Origin of the sequence: Defluviitoga tunisiensis (assembly GCF_000953715.1) — a bacterium.
Taxonomy (GTDB): Bacteria; Thermotogota; Thermotogae; order Petrotogales; family Petrotogaceae; genus Defluviitoga; species Defluviitoga tunisiensis.
The window spans coordinates 1,082,287-1,103,720 of record NZ_LN824141.1 but is presented as its reverse complement, the minus strand read 5'-3'; the positions used below and the strand labels follow the sequence as shown (position 1 = coordinate 1,103,720).

Annotated in this window: 20 protein-coding genes; 11 read left to right on the top strand and 9 right to left on the bottom strand. The window is 32.0% G+C overall.

All coding sequences use genetic code 11. The features are described from left to right. Window positions 1-88 precede the first annotated feature (88 nt). Complete coding sequence (locus DTL3_RS05140; protein ID WP_045087814.1) at window positions 89-1,225, bottom strand: ROK family transcriptional regulator; 1,137 nt, start codon at window positions 1,223-1,225, stop codon at window positions 89-91. A 1,236-nt stretch (window positions 1,226-2,461) separates the two neighbouring features. On the opposite strand from DTL3_RS05140, the gene DTL3_RS09870 reads away from it, so the two are divergent. After that, entirely contained in the window at window positions 2,462-4,009 is a 1,548-nt protein-coding gene (locus DTL3_RS09870) for a flagellin N-terminal helical domain-containing protein (RefSeq protein ID WP_045087813.1), read from the top strand. 127 nt (window positions 4,010-4,136) lie between these two features. Further along, the gene (locus tag DTL3_RS05130) at window positions 4,137-6,761 is read left to right on the top strand and encodes a glycosyltransferase (RefSeq protein ID WP_045087812.1); all 2,625 of its coding nucleotides are present in this window, start codon (window positions 4,137-4,139) and stop codon (window positions 6,759-6,761) included. A 43-nt stretch (window positions 6,762-6,804) separates the two neighbouring features. Here DTL3_RS05130 and DTL3_RS05125 read toward each other — a convergent pair whose 3' ends face one another. Continuing rightward, the gene (locus tag DTL3_RS05125; protein ID WP_045087811.1) at window positions 6,805-7,044 is read right to left on the bottom strand and encodes a metallophosphoesterase family protein; all 240 of its coding nucleotides are present in this window, start codon (window positions 7,042-7,044) and stop codon (window positions 6,805-6,807) included. 1,023 nt (window positions 7,045-8,067) lie between these two features. Here DTL3_RS05125 and DTL3_RS05120 point away from each other — a divergent pair. From DTL3_RS05120 to DTL3_RS05095, 6 genes are all read left to right on the top strand, one after another. Further along, on the top strand, window positions 8,068-8,751 hold the full coding sequence (locus tag DTL3_RS05120; protein ID WP_045087810.1) for a response regulator transcription factor: 684 nt from the start codon (window positions 8,068-8,070) through the stop codon (window positions 8,749-8,751). Continuing rightward, window positions 8,738-10,171, top strand: coding sequence for a sensor histidine kinase (locus tag DTL3_RS05115; RefSeq protein ID WP_231853935.1), 1,434 nt, complete (start codon window positions 8,738-8,740; stop codon window positions 10,169-10,171). The genes DTL3_RS05120 and DTL3_RS05115 overlap by 14 nt, the downstream gene beginning before the upstream one ends. Next, window positions 10,161-10,928: a DUF3919 family protein gene (locus tag DTL3_RS05110; protein WP_045087808.1), complete on the top strand. Its 768-nt coding sequence runs from the start codon at window positions 10,161-10,163 to the stop codon at window positions 10,926-10,928. Before DTL3_RS05115 ends, DTL3_RS05110 begins: the two co-directional genes overlap by 11 nt. Window positions 10,929-11,108: 180 nt before the next feature. After that, window positions 11,109-12,092, top strand: a complete 984-nt coding sequence (locus DTL3_RS05105; protein ID WP_045087807.1) for an ABC transporter substrate-binding protein — start codon at window positions 11,109-11,111, stop codon at window positions 12,090-12,092. Window positions 12,093-12,156: 64 nt separating this feature from the next. Then, window positions 12,157-13,848 carry an ABC transporter permease gene (locus DTL3_RS05100; protein ID WP_045087806.1) on the top strand — a complete coding sequence of 564 codons (1,692 nt, stop codon included), beginning with the start codon at window positions 12,157-12,159 and terminating at the stop codon, window positions 13,846-13,848. Window positions 13,849-13,861: 13 nt separating this feature from the next. Beyond that, complete coding sequence (locus tag DTL3_RS05095; protein WP_045087805.1) at window positions 13,862-14,941, top strand: ABC transporter ATP-binding protein; 1,080 nt, start codon at window positions 13,862-13,864, stop codon at window positions 14,939-14,941. 236 nt (window positions 14,942-15,177) lie between these two features. On the opposite strand, the gene DTL3_RS05090 is transcribed toward DTL3_RS05095, so the two are convergent. From DTL3_RS05090 to DTL3_RS05070, 6 genes are all read right to left on the bottom strand, one after another. Further along, window positions 15,178-15,675 carry an outer membrane beta-barrel protein gene (locus DTL3_RS05090; RefSeq protein WP_045087804.1) on the bottom strand — a complete coding sequence of 166 codons (498 nt, stop codon included), beginning with the start codon at window positions 15,673-15,675 and terminating at the stop codon, window positions 15,178-15,180. An 18-nt stretch (window positions 15,676-15,693) separates the two neighbouring features. Further along, window positions 15,694-15,825: a hypothetical protein gene (locus DTL3_RS09865; RefSeq protein ID WP_269446374.1), complete on the bottom strand. Its 132-nt coding sequence runs from the start codon at window positions 15,823-15,825 to the stop codon at window positions 15,694-15,696. Between the two features lie 145 nt (window positions 15,826-15,970). Then, window positions 15,971-16,855, bottom strand: coding sequence for a DapH/DapD/GlmU-related protein (locus DTL3_RS05085; protein WP_045087803.1), 885 nt, complete (start codon window positions 16,853-16,855; stop codon window positions 15,971-15,973). Between the two features lie 298 nt (window positions 16,856-17,153). Then, on the bottom strand, window positions 17,154-17,588 hold the full coding sequence (locus tag DTL3_RS05080; protein ID WP_045087802.1) for a hypothetical protein: 435 nt from the start codon (window positions 17,586-17,588) through the stop codon (window positions 17,154-17,156). Next, window positions 17,554-18,129 carry a hypothetical protein gene (locus DTL3_RS05075; RefSeq protein WP_045087801.1) on the bottom strand — a complete coding sequence of 192 codons (576 nt, stop codon included), beginning with the start codon at window positions 18,127-18,129 and terminating at the stop codon, window positions 17,554-17,556. Before DTL3_RS05075 ends, DTL3_RS05080 begins: the two co-directional genes overlap by 35 nt. Window positions 18,130-18,184: 55 nt before the next feature. Next, window positions 18,185-18,583, bottom strand: coding sequence for a type II toxin-antitoxin system RelE/ParE family toxin (locus tag DTL3_RS05070; RefSeq protein WP_052670388.1), 399 nt, complete (start codon window positions 18,581-18,583; stop codon window positions 18,185-18,187). Window positions 18,584-18,869: 286 nt separating this feature from the next. Here DTL3_RS05070 and DTL3_RS05065 point away from each other — a divergent pair, with 286 nt between their 5' ends. From DTL3_RS05065 to DTL3_RS09630, 3 genes are all read left to right on the top strand, one after another. Then, the gene (locus DTL3_RS05065; protein ID WP_045087800.1) at window positions 18,870-19,217 is read left to right on the top strand and encodes an SH3 domain-containing protein; all 348 of its coding nucleotides are present in this window, start codon (window positions 18,870-18,872) and stop codon (window positions 19,215-19,217) included. A 239-nt stretch (window positions 19,218-19,456) separates the two neighbouring features. Continuing rightward, a complete protein-coding gene (locus DTL3_RS05060; protein WP_045087799.1) occupies window positions 19,457-20,557 on the top strand; it encodes a glycosyltransferase in 1,101 nt (366 codons plus the stop codon). A 142-nt stretch (window positions 20,558-20,699) separates the two neighbouring features. Beyond that, the gene (locus DTL3_RS09630; RefSeq protein ID WP_171820593.1) at window positions 20,700-20,876 is read left to right on the top strand and encodes a hypothetical protein; all 177 of its coding nucleotides are present in this window, start codon (window positions 20,700-20,702) and stop codon (window positions 20,874-20,876) included. A 35-nt stretch (window positions 20,877-20,911) separates the two neighbouring features. On the opposite strand, the gene DTL3_RS05055 is transcribed toward DTL3_RS09630, so the two are convergent. Beyond that, entirely contained in the window at window positions 20,912-21,370 is a 459-nt protein-coding gene (locus DTL3_RS05055; protein WP_231853934.1) for an RpnC/YadD family protein, read from the bottom strand. Between the last annotated feature and the right edge of the window lie 64 nt (window positions 21,371-21,434).

The following is a 21,434-nucleotide window of genomic DNA, read 5'->3' as shown; positions in this document are numbered from 1 at the left end:
GTTTTAATGCTCTTTAATCCTTCTATAACAAATTACCATTGTCCTGTTAATTGAAAACCACTTCAAAGCTAAAATTCATGCATTTTTGCTAAATATAACCCTCAATCTCCTTTTCTATAGCCATTATCGCTGCTCCATAGGCTATACTCTTTTCATTTAATTGCGAAGTCAACAGTTCACATCTGTTAGTAGTTAACACTTGATCTAAAAATGAAGTTTTTATTGTTTTAATCATAAGAGGTAAGATTGGAGAAATCTCTCCACCAATAATAATGTGTGAAGGATTGAAAATGTTTGCTAGGTTTGCAGACAAAACTGAAAGATAAAACGCTTCTTCGTTTATTAACTCAACTGCCAATTTATCTTTTTTCAAAAATAACTCATTTAATTCTCTGACATTATCTATTTTTTTGCTTTTACTTTGCTTGTTATATGACTCAATTAGTCGAGGTAATGAAGCAAGCGCTTCGGCGCAACCTCGTCTCCCACAACTACACAACGGTCCATCTGTCTTTATTACAGAATGTCCTGCCTCTAAGGCAGCCCCATTTACTCCCCTAAAAATACTTTCTTTAACAACTAACCCAGTACCTATACCCCTTCCTACAATAATTCCTAATACCATAGCATTTGAAGACAATTTATTATAATGATATTCAGCAAAGGTCATTAAATTAGCTCCATTATCCAAAAAAACAGGCTTATTCAATTTTCCTTCAAGTAACCTAGCCATATCAACGTCTTTCCACTTTAAATTAGGAGACAACAGTAACCTTTTCTGATCAGCGCTAACAATCCCAGGTAAACCCACTCCCACACTGATAATATCTTCTTGAGATATATGAGCTTTGTTAACAAGTTCATCAATCATATTTTTAATATCATCTGCTAAAGCATTCGGGCTTAAATGATTAGACAGTCTTTTACTATTACTATCTTTCATCTCATTAACTAAATTCAAAAGAACCGCATCAATATGTGACTCTCCCACCTCTATTCCAACAGAAAAACCGTTTTCTCTGTTAATATCTAACAATATCGGAGGCCTTCCACCAGAGCTCTTCCCAACCCTTTTTTCTACAAAAAAGTTCTTCTCAAGAAGACGTTGAGTACACCTTCCAACGGTAGATGGACTCAGCTTTGTAATCTTAGCTATCTCAGTTCTTGAAATAAGAGATTTCTTTTGAACGGTTTTAAAAACCTCTAAAACATTATCTGGCTCCACAACAATCCTCCTATAATTGTTAACAATAATTTGCTTTAGTAAAGATATAACAAAGTTTTATATATTTCTATAAACATTGTATAAAATAACAAACTTTTTTTCAACCTCGAAAAAAGTCAAGGAGAAACAAATAAGCCCGATTTATATAAAATAACAACTTTTTCTTTTACTTTTCATACCACTTACTTTCTATCAGGCAGAAAGAAAGTCATAAAAGTTCACAAATCCTGATTTCAACGACTTGTAGAGACGTGCTATACGCGCGTCTTGTTTATTGATTTTCTGTAGAGACGTGCTACACGCACGTCTCTGATTTTTGTTTTAAACCATAATTAAAACCATGAGACGCCCATATAGGGCGTCTCTACATCTGTTCAACCAACGTTTAAACAATATATTGTTTGGCAAACATTTAAATTTAATAACATTCTACTATTACCTAAATCTATTATAATCCTTGTTAATTTTTAATTGTAGAGACGTGCTACATGCGCGTCTCGTATTTGTTATAACCAGCGTTAATTTTTAGTTGTAGAGACGTGCTACATGCGCGTCTCTGATTTTTGTTTTTAAACCATAATCAAATTCATGAGACGCCCGTATAGGGCGTCTCTACACCTGATCAACCAACGTTTAAACAATATATTGTTTGACAAACATTTAAATTTAATAACATTCTATTATTACCTAAATCTATTATAATCCTTGTTAATCCTTAATTGTAGAGACGTGCTATATGCGCGTCTCGTATTTTTGTTTTTAAATCATAATTAAAACCATGAGACGCCCATATAGGGCGTCTCTACAACTGATCAACCAACGTTTAAACAATATATTGTTTGGCAAACATTTAAATTTAATAACATTCTGCTATTACCTAAATCTATTATAATCCATGTTAATCCTTAATTGTAGAGACGTGCTACACGCGCGTCTCGTATTTATGTTTTTAAACCATAATTAAAACCATGAGACGCCCGTGTAGGGCGTCTCTACATCTGATTTAACCAAAGGTTGAATTATTTATTATTTGGAGACGCCCATATAGGGCGTCTCTACATCTCTTTAATCAAAGCAGGGCGATAGCCCTGCAACATAACCAACTTTACTTCACAAACAATCCCATTAAAGTTTCTCAAAATAACTCCGATAATAATAATGAAATTCTCTAGCGCTAGAGAAAAACCAGCCCAAGGAAGGGCAAAAAATAAAAATCACACGGAGGTGTATGAATTTATGAGGATTAATCACAACATAAGTGCTTTAAACGCATGGAGGTCTTTAGACCAAGTTAACTCATCTATGGGTAAAACACTTGAAAAACTGTCTTCAGGATTAAGAATCAACAGAGCGGGAGACGACGCAGCAGGGCTTGCCATCTCTGAAAAAATGAGAGGACAAATCAAAGGTTTAGACATGGCTGTTAAAAACGCTCAAGACGCAATATCCTTAATACAAACTGCAGAAGGAGCCTTAACAGAAACACACTCTATACTTCAAAGAATGAGAGAACTTTCCGTACAAGCAGCATCAGACACAAACACAAACGTAGATAGAAACCAGATACAGGCAGAAATAGATCAATTAAGAGAAGAAATCGATAGAATAGCAAGAACCACAGAATTCAACACTATGAAACTACTTGACGGTAAGATAGAAAGCTTCAGGCCAGAAGCAGATGTTAAAGTAGTTACTGGTGGAAACTTTGATTTACAAGCATCATTAAAAGGAACTGCATTAGGTGCTATGACGGTGGCTTCTGGAACATCCTTGGGGGAAGTTGAAGTTGAGAGTGGAGATAATACTGCCGTAGTTAGCCTTGAACTTAATGATTTAGAATTAGGAGCAGTTACAGTAAAACTTATAGATACGGGTGAATCTAATGCTGACGGCATAGGAACTATTCAAATAACATATAATAACGTGAATTTTAACATTGAAGGGCTCGATCTTAATACAAACCAAACAGTATCTACAACGGTTGGAGATTTAAAATTTGACTTTGTATTATCTGATAGTAAAATCGATTCTATAAAAGTTTCTCTTGCAACTTCAAAGGCTGTGGATGCTCCAGAAGGCTCGTATGTTGTAGAAGTAGGGCAATTTAAAGGTGAAGGAACGAGCCCGTTAGATGTAAGAGTAAATTACTTTAACGATGAAGGTTTGGTAACTTCACCAATAGTAGATTTCTCTGAGGGGAAAGCATCTATTGACAATGTGTCGATGACAGCTTCAAAAGAAGACGGGTTTAGTGTTTCAGTCAAAGCCCTATCATTCACTTGGAACACCGATGTTTATGACATTAATGATTTCAACGGTGCCTTACCAATGGAAGCAGTTATCGATAGTGGAGTTGTAAGGGCCGAGGAGAGGTGGTATGACGATACCTCGCTTGTCTTACAAATAGGAGCAAATGAGGGACATAATATTGTTCTTGGAATAGATGACATGAGTGCCAAAGCTTTAGGACTTACAACAAGTTCACTCAAAGCTACAGATCAAGATAGTGCAGAAAGAAGCATTATGGTTGTAGATGCAGCAATACATAAAGTAAGTACAGCAAGAGCGTCCCTTGGAGCTGTTCAAAACAGATTAGAACACACCATTTCCAACTTAGGTGTAGCTTCTGAAAACCTAACAGCAGCAGAATCAAGAATCAGAGATGTAGACATGGCAAAAGAAATGATGGCGTTCACAAAACAACAGATATTAATGCAATCAGCAAATGCAATGTTAGCTCAATCAAATATGATTCCTCAAAACGTTTTACAATTGTTGAGATAATAAATCAAATAGCAAAGAGGGCCGAATGGCCCTCTTTTTTTTAGGACTTTCACACATACTTCTAGTATAATTAATTAGAGAAATAAAAATTATACCATAGCTAGCTTTTAGAGGAGGCAATTAAAAAATGGTTTCAAACAATGAAGGCTTACTTTCTGTAGCAATGATAGTAAAAGACGAAGAAGCTAATATAAGACATGCTTTGGAGTCTATAAAAGATGTTGCAGATGAAATAATTGTAGTTGATACGGGTTCAACTGATAGAACTCCCGAAATAGTAAAAGAATACACAGACAAACTATACTTTCATGAATGGCAAAACGATTTCTCTGAAGCAAGAAATTACTCTTTGCAATTTCCAACTTGTAAATGGGTATTAATATACGATGCTGATGAAGAAGCATCTGAATCTTTTAGAAAGAATATTCGAGACTTTCTAAAAGGTCTTGATAAATCAGTAAACACAGTCTACCTTCCCACAATTAGTTATCTAGATATAGATTTAACTAAAACAGAGATTGCCTCTACCCCTCGAATTTTTAGAAGAGGAACCATTTCATACAAAAATGTTGTTCACAACCAAGCTATCTACCAACCAAAAGTAGTGCATGCCAACTTTCCCATATTACATTATGGATATATCTGGACACGAGCTTTAAAAAAGAAAAAATATGAAAGAACTGGAAATCTTATTAGAGAACATTTACAAACAGCTAAAGAACCTCTAGAGCGAATATATTATTTGGTTCAATTGTACAAAACAGAATCTATTGGAGGATATACATATAAAAAGAATCAGGTGGCTTGGCAAACCTTAGAAGCAATACAAAAAGTAGGGCAAATTCCTGCTATTGGTCTTGAATTTATGTATTTATTTGGACTGGATTGCATTATGGGTGGTTTAAAAGACTTATCTAAACAACTTTTAGAAAAATGTATAAAAGTTGCACCGAATTATCCAGACCCTTATTTTGCTATGATGGTAGCATATGAACGAGAAAAAGATTGGAACGAACTACTAAAATGGGGCAGAAAGTTTTTTGAAGTGCTTGACGATGCTATGAAAAACGTAGAAAAATTCGAATGGACAATAATGTCTTTCAAACAGATCCCTCTTGCAAATATATTGATGGCAAGATCCTCCTTAAAAACAGGTGATTTTGAAGGTTTCAATCAATACCTCAAAGACACATTCTCAGAAGAAAATGTAACCTTAGAAAGAAACAATGTATATGTTCTTCTTCAAGATATAAACGAAACAGTAAAAACAAAAAGCGAACTAGAAAGTATAATACCAGGAATTAAAATCCTTGTTGACAACTTAGAAAAAGAAGGAATGGTAATTTACTATGATTCACTGATTGAAAAAATCGCAGATTTAAACCTTGAAGTTGACAATGACTTATTAGACAAACTAACCCACAAAAACGAAATATCTAGATATATATTAAAAAAGCTACAAACTGGTGAAGACCAACTTTTAGACTTTTTAACAAAAGACGATCACCTTGAATTTGTTGAAAAAACAGAGATACCAGGACTTCTCCTGTTTTATTCAATATTAAAAAACACACAAGATACAATAGGCATATTAAAAACCCTTTCCTCTTTTAGAAAAATAGAAAACGAAAAGGTTCAGGGAGTATTGTATGCATTACTGGGAGATTGCTATTTAAGAGTAAAACGCTTTAAAGAAGCAATTGATCAATATAGAAAAGCAATGGAGATTCTGCCCGAATTGTCAAGGTTTATAAAGCCAGTGGTTGAAGATTTAAGTACTAAGCTAGATCCATTAATGGACGGTGTGTACGAAGAAATGTATTCGTACTTTTCATCTGGAAAAGAGTTTATATTCAACATTATAGAATATATTGGTCAAGAGCAATGCCAAAGGCTTTATCTCATTTCAGATTCTCCCTTTGCATTGTACACATCAGGTATTTCATATATCCAAAAAGATTCAGAAAAGGCAAAAAAACTGTTAAACAAAATAGAAAATACAGAAGAATTCCCGTTTTATTACTACAGACTAGCGAAAATCTATGAAAAAGAGGATATGAAAAAAGCCTTTGAATTACACATCAAATCTCTTGAAGAAAACAACAAACTAGCAGATTTTGCGCTTGGACGATATACATACTCTGGGCTTTATCCAAACACTCGATTTAATTTCATGAAAAACAATGATGAAATAATTTGGGTAGGAAATATCTCAGAGAAACTTTCTACGCTTGGTATTATACACCCAATAAGAAGCTGGAAAAAAGCAAACAATTTTATGTATGCAGTTCCTTACCCTTCTGATGAGGCATTAAAAATATATGAAGAACGAGAAAAAGAAATATACAAAACCAAACCATTTGAGATTAAAAAAGAATACATTTTAAAAGGCTTAATTGACTCTGGAATCAACGACTTACAAATAGTAGGATTTGATGAAGAAAAATACAAAAGCGTCTTTGATGATTTAGAAATAACAGTGAATGAAGATTCAAAAAATCTTTTAATTCTAGGAGAATTTGAAAAAAATTTTGATATGTCAAAACACTTAAACAATGCAGAAAAAGTACTAGCTTTTGTATATGTACCTGATCTAAACGATAGAGATAACATAATATGGTACGGTCCAAATTTTAGGGTGTTAAGAACAACAAAACAGCTTAAAGAACTACTTGAAAAAGAAGGATTCAAAATACTTCGACTAGAGGCGTTAAACGATAATTTAAGATGTATATTAGCTCAAAAACAATAGGGACGTGTAATATTTATACGTCCCTGTTTTGTTGATTACATCATTAATATTTAATAAAACTACCCTCTTTTACTTCGCCTTTCAAAACTCCTTCAATCTGAAGAACCATCCCAGAAAGAATTCCATTCAAAAATTCAAGACGCTCAGCGCTATCATGGTTACCCGAAATTATAATTGTGGGAATTCTAAATTCAAGCACTATCTTTGAAAGAGTTTCATTTAAAAGATTAATAGCCTCGGCAGGTGGAACGACTCTATCATATAAATCTCCTGAAATGACCAAAACATCAATTTATCTTATTTTTTATCAGTAAAAACATCAAAAAATATATAGTGAAATTAATATTTTGAGTATATAAAATATTTCATATGCTCAAAAACGCTGTCAATCAAAAAAACAAACTATTAGTAAAAATATTTTCTATTGATTTTTTTCTCAAAATAATCTTGCTATCCTATTGATTTTATGTAATAATATGGTATAATAAAAATGGATCGAGTAAGTGTATAAGTTACTAAAAATCACTATATGGGGGACTAAAGCCCTAAGGGAGGCTTGGCTAATGGATAAGAAACCTGAAAAAAAGAAAGACCAAGGCAAAAAAGATAAGCCGAAAGATTCAAAGAAGAAGTAGTTTCATAGAATGTCTTGGGGTTTTGTATGTAGTTAATAAGTAATCGAAAAAGGCGGTCGAATGACCGCCTTTTATTTATCTATAATAATGTTGGATATTTAAATCAAAAGCAAGATGCGGATGTAGAGACGCCCGATATGGGCGTCTACCAATAATAGATCATTCAACCTTTGATTAAATAAAATGTAGAGACGCCCGATATGGGCGTCTACCAATAATAGATCATTCAACCTTTGATTAAATAAAATGTAGAGACGCCCTACACGGGCGTCTCCTGAATTTAATTGTGGTTTAAAAACACAAAGCGAGACGCGCATATAGCACGTCTCTACAACTAAGATCCAATGTTGGTTATAATAAACTGACGCGCATATAGCACGTCTCTACAACTAAAGATCAATGTTTGCTATAAACTATTACATTATACCGTTGTTTTATTGCTCTTTTCATTTTCTTGACTTCTTATTTTTCCTTCTGGTATAATATCTCTGACGTTATGAACCAACAATCTTCTTGATTAACTTCTATACTTCAAAAGGATTTGTATAATAATTCTTGCTCTGGAAGAAATATAAGAAATCGGTTGTTATCTTCAAAAAAGTTTAAAAATGGCTAAAATCAAGTAAAGAAAGGGAGGTAACACTTGTCAGAAAATACTGGCAAGGGTATTCATGAAAATATTAATTATCGAAGATGAAAAAAGTATTTCAGATCTAATAAGAATGAACCTAATACTAGAAGGCTTCGAAACTATAGTTTCTGATGAGGGATATAAAGGGCTTCAAATGTTCAAAAAGGAGGAGCCTGATCTAGTTATTCTTGATTTAATGCTTCCTGATTGCGATGGTTTTGAAATATTGAAAGAAATGCAAGAAGCAAATTACAGAACACCTATAGTTATTCTAACTGCAAAAAGCGATCAAAACGATAAAATATTAGGTTTAGGTTTAGGGGCTGATGACTACATTACCAAACCTTTTGACAACAAAGAATTGATCTTACGCATCAGAAATATATTTAAACGTATGAAAAAATCAGAATTAAACTCTTCAAACGAGATAAACATCGGGGTTTTTAAAATAATTAACAATTCCCGACAGTTTTTTATAGACTCCCAAGAAATATACCTAACGAAAACCGAGTTTGATTTGATGGAACTGTTAATGAACAATCATAAGCAAGTACTGTCAAGGGAAGTTCTGCTAAATAAAATTTGGGGATTTGAAAGTGAAGTAGATACAAGAGCAGTTGACATGACGATTCAAAGATTGAGAAAAAAGCTTGGATCCTACGGAGACTGCATACAATCTTTGTATGGGATTGGTTATAAATTTGAGGCGAATGATGAAGAATAGCATAAGAAGTCAAATTTTATTTATTAACATTGCGTTCGCAGTATTAATTCTAACAATAATTTTCTTTGTTACGCTAAACACTTTTCAGAAAAACATCATAGATATCACCGTTGACAGAATGACAGAGTACAGCCAAGAGACTCAAATCTATCTTATGAATTATCTCAAAGACTATGAATACAGCGATGTTTATGATGAATTTAAGAAATTATCACCCTTTGCAAGCGATTATTTCTCAAAAAAATTTGAACTATATCTCGAGGTTTATGACATCAGAAAAAATCTTCTTTCAAATACATACACCAATGAACAATACTACGTCTACCAAGATATATACTACGCAATCAACGGTATGAAGAATTATATTATAAAAAGTGAAGATGACAAAAAGATACTATTTTTTGCAAGTCCCGTATTCTACAATAATGAAGTAATTGGTGCAATTAGATTTATATATCCGATGAATTCGGAATTTCTCTTGATAGATAAAATAAAAGTAACTCTTGCAATTATTGGTGTTTTAGCAATATTTGTATCACTAATACTCAATTACTTTTTTTCAAATACAATTACTAGACCAATTGAAAAGCTAAAATACGAAACTGAAAGAATAGCAAATGGCGATCTTAGTACCCACATTGATATCCAAAGCAATGAGGAAATAAATTCTTTAGTAAATTCTTTCAATATAATGGTTGAAAAATTAGAGCACTACATTCAGTCATTAAATGAAGAAAAAGAAAGACAAAAGATATTTACAGACAATATTACCCACGAATTAAAGACTCCAATCACTGCCATACTCGGACATGCCGATCTTCTTCAAAGGCTGACTAATGAAGAAGATAAAAAAGTTTCACTAAATTACGTCGTTTCAGAAGGAAACCGATTACTAAAACTTGTGGAAGAACTCCTTGAGATATCCAGAATTAACAAAGATTCGTTCAATTTTGATTTCAAAAATCATAATATAAAAGATCTCATCAACGAATGTCTAGGAATTCTAAACCCACGATTTAAAAAATTTGGCATAGTAGTTGATAATAATGTTGAAGAAAAATCGTTAATTTTTGACTATGAAAAGATTAAGCAAGTGGTATTAAACGTTCTTGACAACGCTATTGTTCATAGCAAATGTTCTGAAATTACCATAACTTCAGAAGTTAACGAAGAATATTGTTATCTTATTATTCAAGATAATGGCATAGGAATCGATGAAAAAACGCAAGAAAGGTTGTTCAATCCATTTTTTACCCCTAAGAAACAAAAAAGTTTTGGCTTAGGGTTATATATCTCAAAAGAGATAATGAAAAAGCACCACGGCGATATCAATATAATTTCACAAATCAATAATGGGACAAAGGCGATATTAAAACTTCCATTGAACCTTAAAGGGGATCATTACAAACATGAAAAATAATAAATATATGTATATCTTTGTAATCTTATTTGCCTTTGTGGTTGTATTAGGGATATACACGTTGAATAAAAGTTTTAACAAGGTATACTTTATCAAGGATAATGAGACTTTAATGAGCAGATACTCATCTTCAACACCTGTAAAGATAGTATTTTCTATGAAATACTTTCCACCATATGAAATAAACGATTCAAAAATTATACTAGATTTTTGGAATAGGTTATCAAAACTTCCTGCCTACAAACATATAGCAATTGATAAAAATCAAGAGTATGACCTAATTACAGGTGAGATATATTTTCTAGATGGAAGTAAAAAACATTTTGAAATCTCAAACAGTTTCAGTATAGAAGAATTATCGCTTGGTTCTAGCGGAAATGAAGAGACAAATTACATTAAAAGTCAGATGAAAGCATTAATTCTCTCAACAGAAAATATCTCAAAAGAACTGCTAAATAAAGAAAACAAAGTGATTGGATTTAAATCCAATAATGATTCCTTCAAAATTGATTACAACAATCTAATCGAATTAGCCAACCTTCTAAAATCTTCAACTATAATTACTTCAACAGACGAGATTGGTAAGGTTATTCAAGACAATCCCTATCCTGTTTATATAATTGCTGTCTTAAAAGGCGGAGATCAATTTCTAACAATAAATGTGTACAATGAGGATTATTTCTCCATATACTACTTAGATACCCTTCTTTATCTCATTAAAGGAGACTTACTTTCTTACCTCAAAATCACATATTAAAAACTGTTACAATGTTAATACAATTTCGATGCAATTTTAAGACTTTTAAAGATTAACATCATTTTGAAGATGTGTTTTTGTAAAGTCATATACCAACCATTGAATTTTAGTAGATTACATGCAAAAATCTTGCTACAAGGTTCTTAGTTTCATACCATATTATATTGAGGGGGTTTTAGAATGAAAAAGGTAGCGTTAGTCGGATTAATGCTAGTACTATTGGTATTTTCTTTTGCAGAATTGGTCATATACAGCAGTGTCGATGAAGCAAATGCCAGAAAGATTTTAAACGCCTTTTCAAAAGACACAGGTATTGAAGTAAAGTACATTTTTCTATCTTCTGGTCCAGCATTAGCAAGATTAGAAGCAGAAAAGAATAATCCACAAGCTGATGTTTGGTTTGGTGCACCTATGTCAAACCACATTATTGCTAAAGAAAGAGACTTAACAGAGCCATACAAATCTACAAGCGTTTATGGTATAGATCCTAATTTTTATGATGTAGATGGCTATTTTCACGCTTTTTACATGAACCCGCTTGGTGTAGGAGTAAACCTAAAAGTTTTAGAACAAATAAAGGCAGAACTTCCTAAAAGTTGGGCAGACTTGTTAAAACCAGAATTTAAAAACATGATTCAGTATCCAAACCCACAAACTTCAGGTACAGCTTACACATTCATCACAGGATTAATCTCTGTTTATGGTGAAGATGGAGCAATGGACTACCTAAAAAAATTAGCTAAAAATATACAGTCTTACACACAAAGTGGAACAGGTCCTTCAAAAGCTGTAGGTATTGGACAAGCTGCTGTAGCAATTCAATTTACACCTGCATTCTTCGAATTTAAAGAACAAGGCTATCCCATTGAAGTAGTATTTCCTGTTGAAGGCGTTCCATACGAATCAGCATGTGTATCTATAGTAAAAGGTGCCGCTCACAAAACTGAAGCAAATACTTTAATCGACTGGTTACTTTCCAAAAAAGGTCAACAAGTTATAGTTGACGAAAAAACATACTTCTATCCAGTAAGAGCAGACGTAAACTTTGGAAGCTTACAACCACTATCAACAATTAAGTTAATCTCTGTTGATGAAGCATGGGCAGCAGAAAACAAGAACAGAATTATTGAAAGATGGATAAAAGAAGTGTTACCTGTTAAATAATAATAAACAAGGGAATATTGCTTCTCTAGAGAAGTAATATTCCTTTTTTTGTGGAGGAATAAGAATGGAAATAGCTAACAAAGAATTTTCCAATAAATTCAAATCTTTGATGAAAAACCCTTCTTTACTAATTCTATTAATCGCAATATTCGTTGTCTTGTTCATTTTTATTATTTATCCGTTATTCAAGGTACTTATTATTAGTTTCACTGACAACAACAATAATTTTTCTTTAGATGTATATAAATCTATACTTTCTAATGACTACATGAAACAAGGATTCAAAAACAGCATATTAGTTGCGACACTCACAGCGGTTATAGGCACACTTATTGGCTATTTATATGCCTACACAATAAACAGGACAAATATACCCTTCAAAAAATTTTTTAGAACCATAGCTATAGTTCCAATGGTTTTTCCTCCCTTTATTGGAGCGATGTCAATAATTATGCTTTTTGGTTTTAATGGCCTTATAACCTCAAAACTATTTGGTATACGTACATTCCCAGTATATGGGCTCTGGGGCCTTATGATAGCCCAAGTTATTACCTTTTTCCCTGTAGCTTTCATAACCTTAGATGGTGTACTATCAACAATATCTCCTACACTTGAGGATGCCGCATTTAACCTAAAAGCATCAAGATGGCAAGTATTCACAAAAGTTACCCTCCCATTATCAGTCCCAGGAATTGCAAGCACTATGCTCGTTCTTTTTATAGAATCTTTAGCAGACTTTGGAAACCCTTTAATCTTAGCTGGTGCAAGTTTTCCGGTTTTATCTGTACAAGCATATTTAGAGATTACAGGCATGTTTAATCTAAAAAACGGTGCAGCATTAGCAGTATGGTTGCTTGTTCCTTCGTTAATAGCGTTTATTCTACAAAAATATTGGGTAAACAAGAAAAAATACATCACTGTTACTGGAAAACCAACAACCTCACAAGTAAAAAGTGTGAGCACCTCCGCAAAATGGATATTATTCACATTATGCATGATCGTTTCTATTTTTATTGTACTAATATACGCTACTATATTTTGGGGCGCATTTACAAAGGCTTGGGGAATGAACAACCAATTCACCCTAGATAACTTCAAATATGTCTTTGATGTAGGAAAAGAGTCAATAAAAGATACCCTTGCTATTGCTTTGACCTCAACGCCAATATCTGCATTATTAGGAATGATTATTGCATTTTTAATTGTTAGAAAATCATTTCCAGGCAAAAAGGCTTTAGAATTCATTTCCCTACTAAATTTTGCTGTTCCAGGAACAGTTGTTGGAATAGGGTATATTTTAGGATTCAATACTAAACCCCTGTTATTAACAGGAACCTTTGCTATACTAGTATTAAACTTTATTTTCAGATATATCCCTGTAGGTATTCAAAGCGGAATTTCACTGTTAAATCAAGTAGACCCGGCAATTGAAGAAGCAGCGTATACACTAGGTGCAAATGACAGTCAGGTATTTTTAAAGATTACCTTGCCACTAATAATACCAGCATTTTTCTCAGCGTTAGTATATTCATTTGTTAGAGCTATGACTGCTATAAGTGCGGCTATATTCCTAGTTTCAGCAGATTGGAATTTGATGACTGTTCAGATCCTCAGTCAAACAGACTCTGGAAGATTATCTGAAGCATGCGCTTTTTCTGTTATATTGATACTATTAATACTCGCGTTTATTCTAATACTAAAAATCTTCTTGAAAAATAAAGTCTCACTAGTTGATAATAATTTTGGAATTGAATAGGTAGGTGCACGTGATGAGCTTAGAATTAAAAAATATATACAAGGTATTTAAAAGCGAAAACACCGAAACGGTAGCTGTAAAAGATTTTTCTTTGAAAATAGAAAAAGGCCAACTCGTAACGCTTTTAGGTCCGTCTGGTTGTGGAAAGACGACAACATTGAGAATGATTGCCGGATTTGAAACACCAACAAGTGGAAAGATATTTCTTGAAGGAAAAGATATTACAAACGATCCCCCAAACAAACGAGATATCTCAATGGTATTTCAAAGCTATGCCTTGTTTCCACATATGACCGTTAAAGAAAACATAGAATTTGGACTAAAAATTAAAAAACTACCTAAAAATGCTATTGAAGAAAAAGTTAGAAGTATAATCTCTCTAACTGGCTTAGAAGGAATGGAAAACAGAAGGCCAGACCAAATTTCTGGTGGTCAACAACAAAGAGTAGCTCTTGCAAGAAGTTTGGTAATGGAACCAAAGGTACTGTTATTCGATGAACCCTTATCAAACCTTGATGCAAAATTACGAGAAAGCATGCGCTCAGAAATAAGAAGAATTCAAAAAGAATTAAATATAACAAGCGTTTATGTTACACATGATCAAACAGAAGCGATGAGTATTTCAGATATTATAATAGTAATGAACAAGGGGGAAATAATGCAAGTAGGAAATCCCTTTGATATCTATTCATACCCACTAAATAGATTTGTAGCAGATTTCATAGGCAAAGTAAATTTCATTGAGGGTGAAGTTGTTAAAAAGAACGAAAACTATTATGAAGTATACAATAAAGAACTAAATAAAACATTTGTCGGAATAAGTAAGAAAAACCTGCAAATAAACGAAAATGTATTAATTGCATTAAGACCCGAAGCTCTGACATATGAAAAAAAAGAAAACTCCATATCAGGAATTATTAAAAAGGTTGTATATTTAGGATCCCAAGTTGAATATGAGTTTGAAACAGAGCATAATAAAATTATCAACGGGATATTATTCAACCCGGTAGAAAATAAAATACCTCAAGTCAATGAAAAAATAAACCTATATTTTGGCTTAAAAGCCTCATGGCTAATAAAAAGCAAAGAATAAATCATTCAACCTTTGATTAAATAAAATGTAGAGACGCCCTATACGGGCGTCTACCAATAATAGATCATTTAACCTTCGATTAAATCAGATGTAGAGACGCCCTATACGGGCGTCTCATGGTTTGTTCATCATTTGAAATTAAAAACGAGACGCGCATGTAGCACGTCTCTACAACTAAGACCCAATGTTGATTATAATAAAGAGACGCGCATATAGCGCGTCTCTACAATTAATAATTAAAAACTATATATAACACCAAACCCTAATTTTAATCCATTCATAGAAATTGCGGTATCAGTGATCTCATTGCCATCTTGATCTTTAAGATTTTTTATATTCGTGAACAATTTATAACCCGCATTAGCCTTAATTGCCAAACTAGTAGTTACTGGATGCAACATTTCTGCTCCAACAAGCATTCCAAAACCATTTCCTTTCATTTTGGAAGTTGTTTCAACAGTAGTTCCCTCAGAAGTACCTGTAACTTTAGTTGTTGAATTATAAAAATAATAACCTGCACCAGCTTTAACATTTACAAATACAGGACTCTTTAGAACCAGGTATTTAACAGCTACTGATGGGCCAATTAGTTGAGATGAAGCTTTTATCGAAAAATCCTCTGATGACATATTAATTACATCACCCTTCGCAAAATCAAGATTAGCTTCTACTCCTAATGTATCTGTAAACCAATAAGTACCAGCAATATTTATTCCAAGTGCGTCGTGTGGCATTTTTGTTTCTGTAGTTTCTCACTCCACTGTAACTTTTTCTACAAAACTAAAACTATCATAGGTTAATCCTGCTCCTACATCATAATACGCTGCGAACACAGTGAACGTCAATAAAAACATCACTACCATAATACTTATAGCCTTTTTCATATAACAACACCTCCCTAAGATTTAGAATAACTACGTCATAAACTCACTCTTTTATGTTCTAAAAATACTAAAAAAAGTAATATTATTTCTCTGTAAATTTTACCATAAAACCTGAGTTTTTTATTGATAAAATTTATTAAGCTCATTACTCCTCGCTTTTTTTCATCTTGAATTCTTTCATAAATTTTTTAGTATCATAGGCAAAGTTACCCGCAACTCTTTCTCCATCACTAATATCGTTTATTAAGACTGCACCTAAACTAACAAAGGCATTATTCCCCACTTTAATTTTATTAGAAAGAGTAACGTTTGGTCCAATCCATACATTTTCTCCTATGATTGTATTTCCAGAGATAACAGCTCCAGCACCTATTTCTGTGTTTTTGCCTATTTTAACTGCATGAGCTATTTGTACAATATTATCTATTTTAACGTTTTCTTCTATAATTGTATCGTACCCCCTAAACAGCCCTTTACACACACAGCAATTGTTTAAAATTTCGACATTATCTTTCAAAATACAAAATCCCGTATGGGGAACAATTTTACTAGACCCATAAATTTTCGCAACCTCATAACCATCACTACCCAAAACACAATTGTTTCCAATATGTACATTATTTCCTAAAATAGTCCCTTCTCTAATTACTACGTTATCTCCAATTACACAATTATCTCCGATAACTACACCAGAACTTGCAATTGTTGCTTTGGGAGAAATAGTAGCTGAATCAGAAATTTTGTTTTCAGAGTAATTTAACTTACCTTCTGAATAGATTGTATAATATATCTCATAAAATGTGTTTTTTGGCTCTTTTGATACAACTATTCCCATGTCTTTATCTAAAAAAAATGGCAACAATTCTTCATTACAAACAATGCAAGAGATGTTTTGATCTATGTCAGGTAAGTACTTTTCAGAATGTATAAAAGAGATAGAATTTTCTAAATAAATTCTTCCTAATTTACCAAAATTTTCAAAAAAACCGTCTTTTTTAATCGCTATTCCACTAATTTCTGATAAATACATATTTATTCCTCCACAAATAAGTACTTAAACGCACTAAGAGGGTAGAGGGCTTCGCCCTGAACCCATTATAAATTCAAAAACAGTAAATAAACAATTACAACTTTTTGGCACTTGTAGCTAGGAAAGGGAAGAGGGCTTCGCCCTGAACCCATTATAAATTCAAAAACAGTAAATAAACAATTGCAACTTTTTGGCACTTGTAGCTAGGAAAGGGAAGAGGGCTTCGCCCTGAACCCATATAAATTCAAAATTCCATTTTTAGAAAATCTTTCTTTCTAAAGTGCCTTTCAAAAACTTATTATCCTAACACTTCTTTCATTTTTTTATTTACTAGATCTGTCGCATCAATCATTGGAAGATATATAGGTTGGATAAATCCAAAATTTGCACTTATCGCTGTAACTTTTGCTCTTGTTATCTGAATAAGATTAAGAATACCAGACTGTATTACTAATTTCTTAAACTCAGTATCATCCAATTTCGGACTTCCAATAAATGAGCCTTCAAGCTCAATATTCATTTTTAGATATATCTTTTTACCTTCCTTAAACCTCGCGTTATATTTTAAAAGAAGTGTTGCCCTATAGGGATTATCATTTGTTTTTTCCAAAAAATTATGTTGAACCTCTAATTTTAGTTTTGGAGTAAGCTTTTTACCAATTATTTCATCATCAATCTGATATTCGAATTTTTTTATCCTATCCCACTCTAACTGCAAATTGCTGATTTTCACTTTCTTCACGTCCTTTGAATTCAGAAATAAAAGAATTTTTATCATAAATTATGTTTAAATCAATTAATGGCCCAATTTCTTTTTTAATATTAGTAGTATTATTGAAAAGCGTTTCTACTTTCAATTGTTTCCTTTCCTCAATTACAAAACTATTATCTTCAACTTGTTGTTCTCTAAAGGTATTCTTAGCGATAAAATAATACTTTTCAAATTCATTTAAATCATAAAACAGAGGTTTTTGACCAGGATTTAAAGGTTCAATATTATTACTTTTTAGGATTCTTTGTACCTGCCTTTTTGATAAACCTGTCATGATCGCTAAGTCATCTTGTGTAAAATATAATTTCTCATTCTCTTCTTTTTCGTCAATCTCATCACTATACAACAAATCTTCTTCCAAATCTCTTAACAAACCAACAAATTCAATATATTCTTCTGATTTTACCTTTGAGAATTCATTAATTAAAAAATTATATAATCTTTTTTTGTTTGTAGCGGATAACTCAGAAAAAATGCTTATTAACTCACCAATACTGATCATATTATAAGACTCCTCCTCCGTTGTAAACATTAAAGTTAATCCTTATATTGAAATATTAAATAGCTTTGTTATTAATATATTTTAAGATGCTTTTCTGGTTTCTAAAATAATCCCTTAGTTCTTTATAAAAATTTCCCCTTGAACCTACATGAATGAACATTATATTCACCTTTTCAGAATCCAAGATCGGCTTATCAACATAATACGCAATTCTATATGCAACATTATTGTAGTTAATTTTGACTGTTCTAACTCCACACAGATCTCCAGTTTTTAAGTCTCCAACTGAATAATCTATTTTAATCTCACGTACTGCAGAAAAGATTTTCAATAATAAGTTTCTATCTTTTAATTTCTTTACATCATTTTTGAATAATTTTAAACTATTCGAAGATGTTTCTTCGTTAATTAATGAAATTAGCTCTTTAATAGTTTTTGAACTAAATTCTCCCACTATCGACACCCCTATTATAACAATCACATATTAAATTTAAGTTAACATTATATAATATGTCGTAAAATGTCATAATATTGATTTTTCAAATCAATTTTGAAAAAACTCTCATTACATCACATCCACTAAAACCCTTTAAATATTTGAAATTTACCCAACTTTGCATAAATTATAACAAATCTTGTTATAATTTATACAAGATGATGCTCTGGGAGTAAACATTGCAGGGACTTATTGGTTTACAGATACATTAGGAGTGGACAAGTTGAAAAAGGGGTGACCAAATATGTATTATAAAGTAGCTGAGGCACATGAAAGCAATTATCCAAATCCAATTACAATCAAAAAAGGTACAAAAGTGAAAGTAGGAGATAAATATAATGGACCAGAGAATTGGGAAAAATGGAGATACTGTTATACACTGGATAATAGGACTGAGGGATGGGTTCCAGAACAGTTACTTGTTATAGAAAATGAATATGGAATAATATTAGAAGATTATACTGCAAAGGAACTGAATGTTGAAAAAAATGAAATTGTTAAAGGAATAAAAGAACTTAATGGTTGGTTATGGTGTGTGAAACTTATAGACAATGATGAAGGATGGTTGCCAAAGGAGAAATTAAGATCATAACCAAAAATTATATGCTAAAATTACGTAGAGACGACCTATATGGGCGTCTCAAGGTTTAATCGTTATTTAAAATCAAAAAACGAGACGTGCGTGTAGCACGTCTCTACAACGTTGAATTAACGCTTGTTATAACAAATCTTGTTACTTTTATTTATTTTCTTTAACTTACCGCTTAAGAATGGTATAATTATTACATTATAGTTCAACAGCATTTGGTCAAACAATATGAAGGTGAAATCATGAAAATACTTATTATCGGATACATGCACCCAAAGCTTGATAAAAGAGTTTCCAGGACCGTTAGTTCTCTTTCTAAATCACATGAGATTATATACCAATATTGGACTGATAGAGAAGAAAAAAAGTACCAGGATGGAAATATTACGTATATACCAATTAAATATACAAAAGGAACTAAAGGCAATCCTTTAAGAAAATTGTTAAATAGAAGGGCATTAGATAAAATAATTTGTGATTTAATTAAAAACGAAGATTATGACATATTATACATGCATCATTTTTTAGCAAGTAGACCACTTGAACCATTTAAAATAGCAAAAAAACGGAATAAGAAAATAGTTTACGACATACACGAATATCATCCTGAGAACTTTTTAGCAGAACTACCTGCAATCATTGGTGATTTAAAAACAGCGGTACTATGGCACCTATTCAAAAAACAATTGAAATTGTCTGACTTAGCTATCTTTGTTTCTGGCGAAACACGAAACGATGTAATTGATAAAGTAGGCATTACAAAAGATAAGACTTTCATTATGCCTAATTATGCAAATTTTATTTTGAAGCCTGATATTCAAAAGAAACAAAAAGAAATTGTTTTGGTTGGAAAAGTTACAAGAAAGATAGAAGACGAGAAAAAACTCTTAAATATTCTTATTAATAAAGGATTTTCTTTTAAAGTTATAGGAATGGATTCACAAGAATTTGACGATATCCCACACGCCTCAACATCTTTCTTGCCTTACAATGAAATGATGGAAGAGTTATCAAAAGCTGCTTTTTCTCTAATCTCATACAATACTGTGAAAGATAGACATTACAAAAATGATATATTTGCACTTCCACACAAATATTACGATTCTATAGCTGCAGGAACCCCTGTTATTGTTAAAGAATCATTTATTTCAATGGCAAAACAAGTTGAAGAATTAGGAATCGGTTTAGTAATAAACCCATCAAACACAGAACAAAGCATAGAAAAAATACAAAAAGCCTACGAAAATTATGAAACTATCTTAAAAAATATTGAAAAATATCAAAAATACTTTGTATGGAGCCAAGAAAAAGAACAAGAGTTTTTAAAAATAATTGAGTTATAACTTTCTTCATTCAAACAACTATTACAACCTATTGCAAACACTTTGAAAATGACTGAAATTTCGTATTAGAAATTCTAAGGCTCTAATCCTTGAGCTTTTTCTAAGCTTTATTAAGGAACATGGGTAAGGTTTCTATTAAAATTTGAAAAAAGCCAACATAGATTCTCCAATTGATGTAACTTTTTCAGTTTTTGATTTAGTAATACTTATATTGAAAATATTAGCTAAAATTTGTTTTAATTCAAACAAAAAAGACGTTCGTATAGAACGTCCCTACAATTGTGGATTAATACTTATTATAATACATTTATCTGATTAATATTGTTTTATTTTTCATACAAAAACTAATAATTACTATTTCAAATTCAAAATTTCTTTCAATTCTTCTATCGTTATTTCTAATAGATTATCTCCGATGTAATTAATTGTTTCATCATCAGCATTTCGAATTTTCTCTGTCAATTCTTCTGTTAATTCATTCCCAAATCTTTGACTCAATACATTAATAGCAATTTCCTTTTTTCCTTCTATTTTTCCTTTTTTGATACCTTTTTCAATACCTTCTTCTCTTAACTTCTCAGCTATCGACATTATCAATTCACCCCTTTCAACCGATTCTTCTTTTGCTGTTCTTTCTAATTCTTCTATTTCTATATCATCTCTTACATTTAATAGGTATTTTATACACATCTCAAATACTTCATCTGCTTTTTCTTTGTCTTGCATTTTATTTATTAGTTCTACTATTAGCCTAAATGCTTTGTAAAATCTTTCTATATCTTTTTCGAATGCACTCCTCATTACTTCTATCACCAATCTTGTGTACGCTTCCCCTACTATTTCGATTAAACAACTTTCAAGAGTGAATTAACGTTCC

Bases quoted from the DNA above. Each gene is read 5' to 3' on its own strand.
- DTL3_RS05060 (WP_045087799.1), top strand. From the start codon at position 19,457: ATGAAAATACTTATTATCGGATACATGCACCCAAAGCTTGATAAAAGA.
- DTL3_RS05085 (WP_045087803.1), bottom strand. From the start codon at position 16,855: ATGTATTTATCAGAAATTAGTGGAATAGCGATTAAAAAAGACGGTTTT.
- DTL3_RS05110 (WP_045087808.1), top strand. From the start codon at position 10,161: ATGAAAAATAATAAATATATGTATATCTTTGTAATCTTATTTGCCTTT.
- DTL3_RS05100 (WP_045087806.1), top strand. From the start codon at position 12,157: ATGGAAATAGCTAACAAAGAATTTTCCAATAAATTCAAATCTTTGATG.
- DTL3_RS05120 (WP_045087810.1), top strand. From the start codon at position 8,068: ATGAAAATATTAATTATCGAAGATGAAAAAAGTATTTCAGATCTAATA.
- DTL3_RS05090 (WP_045087804.1), bottom strand. From the start codon at position 15,675: ATGCCACACGACGCACTTGGAATAAATATTGCTGGTACTTATTGGTTT.
- DTL3_RS05105 (WP_045087807.1), top strand. From the start codon at position 11,109: ATGAAAAAGGTAGCGTTAGTCGGATTAATGCTAGTACTATTGGTATTT.
- DTL3_RS05095 (WP_045087805.1), top strand. From the start codon at position 13,862: ATGAGCTTAGAATTAAAAAATATATACAAGGTATTTAAAAGCGAAAAC.
- DTL3_RS09870 (WP_045087813.1), top strand. From the start codon at position 2,462: ATGAGGATTAATCACAACATAAGTGCTTTAAACGCATGGAGGTCTTTA.
- DTL3_RS05065 (WP_045087800.1), top strand. From the start codon at position 18,870: ATGTATTATAAAGTAGCTGAGGCACATGAAAGCAATTATCCAAATCCA.
- DTL3_RS05115 (WP_231853935.1), top strand. From the start codon at position 8,738: ATGATGAAGAATAGCATAAGAAGTCAAATTTTATTTATTAACATTGCG.
- DTL3_RS05130 (WP_045087812.1), top strand. From the start codon at position 4,137: ATGGTTTCAAACAATGAAGGCTTACTTTCTGTAGCAATGATAGTAAAA.
- DTL3_RS09865 (WP_269446374.1), bottom strand. From the start codon at position 15,825: ATGAAAAAGGCTATAAGTATTATGGTAGTGATGTTTTTATTGACGTTC.
- DTL3_RS05075 (WP_045087801.1), bottom strand. From the start codon at position 18,129: ATGATCAGTATTGGTGAGTTAATAAGCATTTTTTCTGAGTTATCCGCT.